Source organism: Oleiphilus sp. HI0128 (assembly GCF_001635365.1).
This window is the reverse complement of record NZ_LWGG01000937.1, coordinates 1-952: the sequence shown is the minus strand read 5'-3', so window position 1 is coordinate 952 and position 952 is coordinate 1. Positions and strand designations below refer to the sequence as shown.

1 protein-coding gene and 4 tRNA genes are annotated in these 952 nt (G+C 45.4%); all 5 read right to left on the bottom strand.

Annotated features, from left to right (window positions below; genetic code table 11):
* Positions 1-45 precede the first annotated feature (45 nt).
* Positions 46-121: transfer RNA gene (locus tag A3763_RS15290), tRNA-Thr, on the bottom strand.
* A 15-nt stretch (positions 122-136) separates the two neighbouring features.
* Positions 137-211: transfer RNA gene (locus A3763_RS15285), tRNA-Gly, on the bottom strand.
* A gap of 10 nt (positions 212-221) precedes the next feature.
* Positions 222-305 (bottom strand) — tRNA-Tyr (locus A3763_RS15280).
* A gap of 39 nt (positions 306-344) precedes the next feature.
* Positions 345-420: transfer RNA gene (locus A3763_RS15275), tRNA-Thr, on the bottom strand.
* 39 nt (positions 421-459) lie between these two features.
* Positions 460-952: hypothetical protein (locus tag A3763_RS15270; protein ID WP_231872215.1), on the bottom strand; the 493-nt coding region annotated here is incomplete at its 5' end.

The window sequence follows — 952 nt, the reverse complement described above, 5'->3', positions numbered from 1 at the left end:
GACCACACACAACTTAAATTCAATAAAACCAAGCAATAACACTCATGGAGCTCATAACCGGAATTGAACCGGTGACCTCCACCTTACCAAGGTGGCGCTCTACCGACTGAGCTATATGAGCAACGAATTTATTACTTGGAGCGGGCAGCGGGAATCGAACCCGCATCATCAGCTTGGAAGGCTGAGGTAATAGCCATTATACGATGCCCGCCACATAAAACTGGTGGAGGGGGGTGGATTCGAACCACCGAAGCTTACGCGTCAGATTTACAGTCTGATCCCTTTGGCCACTCGGGAACCCCTCCAGCTAGAATCGTAAAGACTCTAAAGAACTCAAAACAAAATGGAGCTGGTGGACGGAATCGAACCCCCGACCTACGCATTACAAGTGCGTTGCTCTACCGACTGAGCTACACCAGCTGCACACCCTCATTTCGAGAGGCCGCTATACTAAGTGAACTATTTTTCAGATGCAACACTTTTGCAAAAAATTTCTCTCTTCTTTGCACCTGTTGATAACAATGCAGCAATTTCGTCTATTTTCTCTTGGTTTTCAGCAGCATAATCAAGCCCGTACTCCAACCAAAAACTCGTTTCAGACTTCTTTTTCTCGAAAATGCTTGGCGCCATACCACTTTTCTTTACTTTTTTTGCTAACCCGCGCGCCAAATCTATATTTTCAAACACCCCTAAAGAATAAGCCCCACTTAATTCTCCTGAAGAAATCTTATACGTGTCGACCTTAATCTCAAGCAATCTTTGCTCTAGATCTTCAACAACATCTTTCTTCGCGATATACACCCAATAAGAGGGCGCCTTATCAAGAGTTTGACCTACAATCTGAACCTCACCAGTCCCCGGAAGCACTCTCTTTTTTTCCAATTCCAACTCAGCCCTATTATCAAAAGGCCCCAGCAACTCACAACGCCTCGCTATTGCCTGTTTATCGCCA